Below are 6988 nucleotides of genomic sequence, written 5' to 3'. Positions count from 1 at the left end.
TCCACGCCGCAATCCCGGCAAGCTCAAGCCTGGATTCCACCCGGCTTACTGCCGGGCGGCTTAAGTCCATGGCATTGTGTCTTCGACTATCTGGGCATGACGGCAAACTCCGCTCCCCGCGCCGCCCAATCAGCGCCTGCAGGTTAGAACGGATTTGCCGTGGCTGTGCCATTGAACGGTATTGCCTCTAAGCCCGCAGCTACGGTAGCCAGTCCTTATCCAGCACCTCGGACGCCGACCAAGGACAGCTCGACGGAAAGACATCGAAGCCGATATCCGCTTCGCTTGCCGCACCCGTTCTTGCATCCAACCAAGCGTCCTCCCACCAATCCGGGTCACACAGACTGCCTTGCAGGCTTGGAGTCTTGTGGAGGCGCCGTGCCAATGCCCGCCGCTGCTCGCGAATCGTGCTCTCCCAGCTTGTACCGCGACGCTCTGGCTGATAAGCCCACTTGAGCAAATGAATCAAGAGAACCGCCATCCGATTCGCCAGCTCACGCTGCTCGCTCTTGCCCACGTCCTCGATCTCCTCGGCGATGTGCTCGATGTCGAGCTGGTCGAAACGACCCGCGCGCAGCAATCGGGACTGCTCGCTCGCCCATGCGATGACATCGTCTTCGTAGGTGTGCATGTTGAGTCTCCTTTGCGCTCGGAGTAACGCGCTGACGCTCCGCAGCGAGGTTTGTCAGCTTACAACCCAAGCGCATTCATCGCGAGCCGATGCAACGGCAAGATCGAGATGGCGCGATTGAGGCGTTCGCCTGCAGCACCCAACACCTCGGCTTTCGGGGTCCACTTTACGAAGAGCGGAAGCGCGACAAAAACCATCCGATGGATTGTCGGCTAGAAGCATCCCTTTGACAGAAGATCGTCCCGGTGACTACTCCGCACCGCAGCAAGCAGAGATCGCCTAGCAGCTTAGCGTTGCTCGCTTTCAAGACTTGACCCTCTCCGCTCCTCGTCACGAAATCCTGGATCGCTCCGCAGAAGCTCAGGCAAGGCTCGCCGGATCGTGTCTTGAATGGTCTCCCCCATCGCTCGTGTAGCTCCAAATCTCGGCATGTAGAAAATCCAACAGGCGCAGCAGTGACCTAGCTTCGCCCTGCTGCAAGCCCTTGTCGATGCCAGCCTGTTCGACGGTTGTCACATACGGCATCTGCTGTTGCTCCTCGAAAGTATAAAGTTGCTTTCGGAAATCCGCCTCGCGCCCCGCGGGAAGACGGATCATCCAGTCGATGACTGGAAACCCCTGACTAGGCTGGCGATCTGACCACTCCCCGGCTCCCCGAAGAGCACACAAGTTGTAGCATGATATCCATGCTATCATGTCAGTATGATCGAATCGTTCTCAGATCAAGCCACGGAAGACATCTTTAATGGTGTGAATTCAAAGGCAGCACGCAAAGCATGTCCCCAGAGTCTCTTGACAATCGCGGCACGTAAGCTCGATCAACTCGATTCCGTGCAGACTCTGGAAGAATTGTGTATTCCACCGGGGAATCGACTCGAAGCACTTTCGGCAAACCGAAAGGGTCAATACAGCATCAGGATCAGCGATCAATACCGAATCTGTTTCAGCTGGGGACAGAAAGGCCCTAGAGAGGTCGAGATCGCCGACTATCATTGATTAGGGTATCAAGCATGCGAATTCCAACCCACCGGCCACCCACGCATCCTGGCGAAATGCTCAAAGAAGAGTTTCTCTTGCCGCTGAATATCAGCCAGCGTGAATTGGCGGATGCCATCCATGTGCCTTATCAGCGTGTCAACGAACTCGTCAACCAAAAGCGCGGCGTCACTCCAAGCACTGCGCTGAGATTGAGCAAGTTCTTTGGCGTATCGGCTGAATTTTGGCTGAGCGTTCAAACGCGGTGGGATCTGTTTCGTGCCCAAATGAGCGAAGCTGACGAACTGAAGACGATACAAGATCATCATCACCTTCGTCGAACAGCTTGATGAGCATGAATCAGTATCCAAGATCTACTTGGTAACGGTTCCAAAATAACCTACACAGCTGTAGGTTGAGCAAAGCGCAGCGTGCCCAATAAAGACGGACCGATATGTCTCACTTGTTTTTGAATCGATCCTTGGGCTCATCCCAGGTGATCATGACTTAAATGTATTAACAATCTAAGCCTCATTCGCCGAGAACATTTCCAGCTAGGGTCAGGTCGATCTCACCATCAAGCGCAAAAGCTTCGTCTACGTCATCGAGATCAAGGTGCGACAGGGTGACAGCACGCCGAATGCCGACAGCGGCGAAACACCCACGGCCAACCCCGCGCTCGTCCAGATACAGTAACGCGGCTACAGCGAGAAATACCGCGCCCAGCCCGGTCGCGGACTCTTCGAGCTGGGTCTCGTCTTCGACAGCCAGGCACGCAATCTCGCGCAGGCCGACTGGCGGGTGGACGAACAAGAGAACCCAGGATCAAGCCGAGTTCAGTGTGGCGATAGGCGTCTTTTCAAGACTTGACCCCCGTCCGCTTGACCCCCCGTCCGCTACACCTCACGGATATGCACCCCTGGCGAGGGATTCCGATACTTCCGCCCGCGGCATTCCTAATTGGAGTCGACTGATCGACTGGGCAGATGCGTGACCCAAAGATCAAGCTCCATCGCGGCTTTCCGTGTGTTTCTCCGCTATCAGAGCAAGGCGCAACAGGCCCGCAATGGCCGCCGCCAGCCGCAACGACCCCCGCGCCGCGTGGCGTGACCTTGCCGGAACGCCCTGGGGATTTTGCTTGGTCCATACGCGGTTCTCGTATGGTCAGGGTCGGCATCCAGCCGGGCCGCACGTCAGCGATTGTTTTTCCGATGCGCTGGCGAAGAAACCTCAAGAGTCCCCGAAACCCATCGAACCCCGCCCGAGGTTGTGCAAATCGTATGAGTCGATGTCGTCGTTCAAGACCTGGCCCCCACTCCGCGCAGGTGTAGAGGATGCGCGCCAGGAGGTCGCGATTGGCGAGGAGCTGGATTTCAATCTGATGGAGAGACAATCACGCGCGTCGCGGGCCTTGACGTCGACGATGCTGAGTTTATCGTCGAGAAGGAGGTGTTCTAAATTTGTGCATGACTTCCACAAGAATCTTCGATAACAACCGGTTGCGTCTTTTCATGCACAATTCCAGGACACTACCGATAATGCTATAGGCCATGTTCGGCCTTCACGACTTCCCATGGGACCGTTTCCTCTTCGCCGCGCTCGATCCTGGCCAAGACCTCACGCGCGTCTTCCAGGTCTTCCAGATCCTCAAGACGCTCGATCAGTGCCTTATATTCGGCAATGGGTATCAGGACCGATAGGCGGTTACCTTCGGGGTCAGTCACGAATTGCGGGTGTAGCTCGGGCATGGTTGGAGCCTCTCTTGGTTCTTGGACGGTGCACTGGGTCTTGGGCTTAATCGCGGTCAGGTTTGCCGATGGGATGAGGCCAACTGCTTCAATGCCGGACGGTGCATTCGCCCCGTCCGGAACGTCTTGAGGACGCGAGTCAGTCGCTGGCAGTGGATAAAGGCTCGGGACCGGGTGAAAGCCCCGTCACGCCTAGCCGTCTCGCCGTTGGTCGCGTCGAACGATGACGACAACGACAACGGCCTCGCGACTTCTTAGGCAACTCCCGGTCAGAAACAGACCAGGCATGATTGGTTTCGCTCGGCTGCCGAATGCCGAACTTAACGAGCTGAATGGAAAACTGTTCTGTACGCTGAAAGACTGGTCCACCGACCTCGATCAGCTCGTCTTCGAAATCTGTCAGATCATGCGCCTGCCAAAACGCGGCAAGCTGCGAAATCGAATCCGTGTTTGACGGGTGACTCATGTCGAAGCCACAGCTTTCCCCGCCCACATAGAGTGCTCAGCCTACTCAAAACCTCGGCTTCCATTATCCCCTGACTCCGGGCGACCTTGATCCCGCAGTTGGGCTTTGAGGCGCTCGATTTCGGCGGGGGCGGCATCCTTCTCTTGCAACGCTTGCTCTTTGGCTGCGCGCTCCTGTTCGGCCTTCGCCCGCTCCTGCTCGGCTTCCACTCGAAGTTCTTCGAGATGACGTTGAATGCCGCGCTGCTCGCGCAGATAGTTCTGACGTGCCTGGTATCTGTGGTAGGCGCGCTCTTTCTCGGAGAAGGTCTTGAGGGTATTCATGGCTTGCGTCATCTCGGGGGTCTGCATCCAAGACGGCAGGGCGCTACTGTCGAGGGCTTCGCCGTCTTTGAAGAATTTCAGCCAGCGTTCCTGCTCGGTTTGGATCTGGTCGGTGTGGAACTTGTTCAACTCCAGCAGCCAGATGCCGCCATGGTCGAGGAGCGGGCGCGCCTGGGCGTCGCGCAGGCGGAAGTCGTGGGCGTAGTCACTGCTGTCGGCCAACAGATTCTCGCCCAGCAGCCAAATGGCGTAGGTCGGCTTGAGCGCGCTGTAATCCTGGCCGCTGTGCAGCTGAGAACAGTAGAGGTCGGCCCAGGTGTAGAGGATGCGCGCCAGGAGGTCGCGATTGATAAGGAGCTGGATTTCGATCTGATGGAGACAATCACGCGCGTCGCGCGCCTTGACGTCGACGATGCTGAGTTTATCGTCGAGAAATTCCTTGTCGTTGTAAGGATTGAGGATCTCGACCCAGGTGATCGGAGCCGGGAGGTCGCGGCCGAGGATGGCGTTGAGGAAGTGGATCAGCAGCGCGCGATTGGACTCCGCCCCCAGCAGGGCCTTGAACACGCAGTCGATCTTGGGGTCGATGGGATGGTGCATGGGGCGAGTCTAGCCAGGATCAGGGGCGGGGACAATTCGCTGGAGCGTGCGACGGGAGACCTGACCCCGGCTTTAAAAACGCAGTCCATCTTGGGGTCGATGGGATGGTGCATGGGGCGAGTCTAGCCAGGATCAGGGGCGGGGACAATTTGCTGGAACGTGCAATGGGAGACCTGACCCTTGGCTTGCGCTCCCGGGAGGCCTGGCCCCGGCTCCTCCCGCGTAACCGCCGGGGAGGGTTGCCCAAATCTCACAGTCGCCGCTATTCTCACGGTATCCAGATCGGCGCAGGCTGAAGCATCATCCGCCTGGCCCGACCACATCCGCGAGTGCCCGATCATGACCACTGTCTCCTACGATCAGGATTTCTATAGCTGGGCCTTGGAGCAGGCCGCACTGCTGCGTGACCGCAAGTTTGACCAGATCGACCTGGCACATCTCATCGAAGAGATCGAGGACATGGGGAAATCGGAAAAGCGCGCCCTGCAGTCTTTCTTGGAAACACTGCTCATGCACCTCCTGAAGTGGCAGTATCAGCCTGCTTATCAAGGACGTAGCTGGAAGTTCACCATCGTTGAGCAGCGTCGCCGGATCGAAGGGCACCTCGAAGAAAATCCAGGCTTGGCAAGCCGCCTTCCTGAACTCATAACGACCGCTTATGGCTATGCTGTGACCGCCGCCGTGCGCGAGACCGGCCTAGCGCCGGAGACCTTTCCGACCGATTGCCCTTGGAGCTTCGAGCAGTTGATGGATCAGGGTTTTTGGCCCGCCGAGGTCGACTGATCACAAGGGCAGGCCCGTTAGGGCGGCGATCTTCAATCGGGTCGACTCCTGCAGCATGCTCACGTCCCCCTCGCAGAGGGCATGGTTCGATTGCATGTTCGTGAAGCATCGCTTGTGGTCGCACGCGGGGCATTCACCTCGCTCGGATAGGTTTGAAACGCGCCGGCTTGCCGCCAAAAACCCGTGGGGCGGGGTGGATACCAGGTCCCGCTTGGAGGCGCAAACGGGCTCAGAGCAGCTTCACCAAGGCGGCGATCGCGGCGACTTGGGCAAACATCAGCGGGACGATCCATTTGAGAAGATCCACCTTGGTGCGCGCCACCTCGCCGCGCACCTGTTCGATCTCCTTGAGCAGACGCAACTCGCTCTCGCGCAACGCGGCGCGGACTTGCTCAACCTCAGCGCGAACCTGCTCGATGTCATGCCTGAGTTCGGCGCGAACCTGCTCAATGTCATGCTTGAGCTCGGCGCGGAGCTGCTCGATATCGAGCTTGAACTCGGCGCGGACCCGCTCGACCTCCGCGCGGACCTGCTCGATGTCGAGCTTGAGCTCGGCGCGAATCTGCTCGATTTCCCGTTGTAGGCGTAACTCGCTCTCGCGCACATGGCCCTGGGTGGCCAAGTCCGGCAGATGCGGGTAACGCTCTTCCAAACGCTCGAACGCCTCGGCGATGACGCGCGCGCGGGCACGGTCGTCGGGGGCGCTGGTCAGGGCTTCGTAGAGTGCAACGCTTGAATGCATGGCGCGACCTGTTCCGTTTGCTCCAGACGAGGCAGGGTCATCGCCCTGTCCGGAACCTGTTGACTCCATGGGATGATGGTATGGCTCCGCTGTGTCATGGCCTAGGGTACGCAGCGCAAACCATTCGGCGCAACCCAAACCGTCCCCCTTGCCTCATTGAATCGGGCCGTTCAAGCATTCAACATTGGTTGTCCGAGCCTGTGCATGAAGGGTTTGAACGCGGCTCTTGCGCCGACAGAAATGTACGGCACGGAGTGCATACCCCGTCCCGCGTGCGTTCGCATGATGCCGCCAACGTTGCTGGATCCCCATTGGCGGAATCGCTGTCGCGTTCCGCCCTCTGCGGGCTACCCTCCTTAGCTTGCTTGGGGCTCCCAAATGTTGGGGTTCGCTCTCGCTCACCCCAACCTACGCGGGCTGCTCATGCACCTCCTGAAGTGGCAGTATCAGCCTGCTTATCAAGGACGTAGCTGGAAGTTCACCATCGTTGAGCAGCGTCGCCGGATCGAAGGGCACCTCGAAGAAAATCCAGGCTTGGCAAGCCGCCTTCCTGAGCTCATAACGACCGCTTATGGCTATGCTGTGACCGCCGCCGTGCGCGAGACCGGCCTAGCGCCGGAGACCTTTCCGACCGATTGCCCTTGGAGCTTCGAGCAGTTGATGGATCAGGGTTTTTGGCCCGCCGAGGTCGACTGATCACAAGGGCAGGCCCGTTAGGGC

Annotated in this window: 11 protein-coding genes; 5 read left to right on the top strand and 6 right to left on the bottom strand. The window is 58.6% G+C overall.

Features of this window, described 5'->3' with window-relative positions; all coding sequences use genetic code 11:
- Window positions 1–199: 199 nt before the first annotated feature.
- Both G3480_RS24480 and G3480_RS24475 read right to left on the bottom strand, forming a co-directional pair.
- Complete coding sequence (locus G3480_RS24480; protein WP_164656848.1) at window positions 200–631, bottom strand: DUF29 domain-containing protein; 432 nt, start codon at window positions 629–631, stop codon at window positions 200–202.
- A gap of 360 nt (window positions 632–991) precedes the next feature.
- Window positions 992–1228 carry a hypothetical protein gene (locus G3480_RS24475; protein ID WP_164656838.1) on the bottom strand — a complete coding sequence of 79 codons (237 nt, stop codon included), beginning with the start codon at window positions 1226–1228 and terminating at the stop codon, window positions 992–994.
- 105 nt (window positions 1229–1333) lie between these two features.
- On the opposite strand from G3480_RS24475, the gene G3480_RS24470 reads away from it, so the two are divergent.
- Window positions 1334–1627, top strand: coding sequence for a type II toxin-antitoxin system RelE/ParE family toxin (locus G3480_RS24470; RefSeq protein WP_164656847.1), 294 nt, complete (start codon window positions 1334–1336; stop codon window positions 1625–1627).
- A gap of 14 nt (window positions 1628–1641) precedes the next feature.
- Window positions 1642–1956, top strand: a complete 315-nt coding sequence (locus G3480_RS24465) for a HigA family addiction module antitoxin (RefSeq protein WP_164656846.1) — start codon at window positions 1642–1644, stop codon at window positions 1954–1956.
- A 181-nt stretch (window positions 1957–2137) separates the two neighbouring features.
- Here the strand turns inward: G3480_RS24465 and G3480_RS24460 are convergent, their stop codons facing one another.
- Together G3480_RS24460 and G3480_RS24455 are read right to left on the bottom strand one after the other, a co-directional pair.
- A complete protein-coding gene (locus G3480_RS24460; protein WP_164656845.1) occupies window positions 2138–2419 on the bottom strand; it encodes a hypothetical protein in 282 nt (93 codons plus the stop codon).
- Window positions 2420–3147: 728 nt separating this feature from the next.
- Window positions 3148–3354: a hypothetical protein gene (locus G3480_RS24455; protein ID WP_164656844.1), complete on the bottom strand. Its 207-nt coding sequence runs from the start codon at window positions 3352–3354 to the stop codon at window positions 3148–3150.
- A 223-nt stretch (window positions 3355–3577) separates the two neighbouring features.
- Here G3480_RS24455 and G3480_RS24450 point away from each other — a divergent pair, with 223 nt between their 5' ends.
- Window positions 3578–3808, top strand: a complete 231-nt coding sequence (locus G3480_RS24450; protein ID WP_164656843.1) for a hypothetical protein — start codon at window positions 3578–3580, stop codon at window positions 3806–3808.
- 53 nt (window positions 3809–3861) lie between these two features.
- Here the strand turns inward: G3480_RS24450 and G3480_RS24445 are convergent, their stop codons facing one another.
- Window positions 3862–4743, bottom strand: a complete 882-nt coding sequence (locus tag G3480_RS24445) for an Rpn family recombination-promoting nuclease/putative transposase (RefSeq protein ID WP_164656842.1) — start codon at window positions 4741–4743, stop codon at window positions 3862–3864.
- Between the two features lie 339 nt (window positions 4744–5082).
- Here G3480_RS24445 and G3480_RS24440 point away from each other — a divergent pair, with 339 nt between their 5' ends.
- The gene (locus G3480_RS24440) at window positions 5083–5526 is read left to right on the top strand and encodes a DUF29 domain-containing protein (protein WP_164656841.1); all 444 of its coding nucleotides are present in this window, start codon (window positions 5083–5085) and stop codon (window positions 5524–5526) included.
- 229 nt (window positions 5527–5755) lie between these two features.
- Here G3480_RS24440 and G3480_RS24435 read toward each other — a convergent pair whose 3' ends face one another.
- Entirely contained in the window at window positions 5756–6268 is a 513-nt protein-coding gene (locus G3480_RS24435) for a coiled-coil domain-containing protein (RefSeq protein ID WP_164656840.1), read from the bottom strand.
- 378 nt (window positions 6269–6646) lie between these two features.
- Here G3480_RS24435 and G3480_RS24430 point away from each other — a divergent pair, with 378 nt between their 5' ends.
- Window positions 6647–6964, top strand: coding sequence for a DUF29 domain-containing protein (locus G3480_RS24430; RefSeq protein WP_164656839.1), 318 nt, complete (start codon window positions 6647–6649; stop codon window positions 6962–6964).
- Window positions 6965–6988 lie beyond the last annotated feature (24 nt).

The sequence above is a fragment of the Thiorhodococcus mannitoliphagus genome (assembly GCF_010915725.1).
Taxonomy (GTDB): Bacteria; Pseudomonadota; Gammaproteobacteria; order Chromatiales; family Chromatiaceae; genus Thiorhodococcus; species Thiorhodococcus mannitoliphagus.
The sequence above is the reverse complement of the archived record's forward strand: the minus strand, read 5'-3'. Positions and strand labels throughout refer to the sequence as shown.